The 634-nt window shown below is 61.7% G+C and carries 1 protein-coding gene and 1 pseudogene; both read left to right on the plus strand.

The window, feature by feature from the left end:
• Positions 1-262 (plus strand): type II secretion system F family protein (locus tag ACU8YE_RS23875; protein WP_446929814.1); only part of this gene is annotated, 262 nt, incomplete at its 5' end.
• 4 nt (positions 263-266) lie between these two features.
• Positions 267-634: pseudogene (locus ACU8YE_RS23880) on the plus strand (type II secretion system F family protein); the annotation flags it as partial.

Genomic DNA, 634 nt, shown 5'->3' on the forward strand with positions numbered 1-634 from the left:
GATGCTCGAGCGGATGGCCGTATGCATGCGCGACCTCGAACAGGCCGAGCGTGAATTGACCGCGATGTCGTCGGAGACACGGTTGTCCGCATTCGTCCTCGTCATGCTGCCGATCGCAATCGGGAGCTTTGTCGTGATGACCAATCCGAAGTATCTGTACGGGATGTGGGGAGATCCGAGCGGGCGATCGCTGCTCATGATCGCGTTCCTGGCTCAAGTGATAGGCAGCATATGGCTGTATCGAATGGCTCGGCTCAGGTGACACTATGACAGCAACTCAAATCGGAGCGATTGCATTGGCCGTGGGCGCGCTTGGGGTGCTGCTGCTCGGTATGGTTGCGATGTTGCGTGCGAATGCCGCGGCGCGTGCCGAACGAGCGTTGGTCGATGCGTTGGATCGGCGCATGGCTGCACTCGAGGCGGCGAAAGCGCGGCCCGCGCAGGATGGCGATGTGCCGGCGAAAGCCAAGGTGCGCGGCGGGCAACGTGTCGAACATTGGCTCGATCGCTTGTCGGTGGCAGGCATGCGCTGGCTGGACACCGGATTCGGAAAATACGCGGTCGCGGAGGAAGACCGCCGTCTGCTGGAGCAATGCGGATATGTCGATGCACGCACGCGAGGGCTGTTTCTGAG

It is taken from the genome of Ralstonia sp. VS2407, assembly GCF_052950655.1.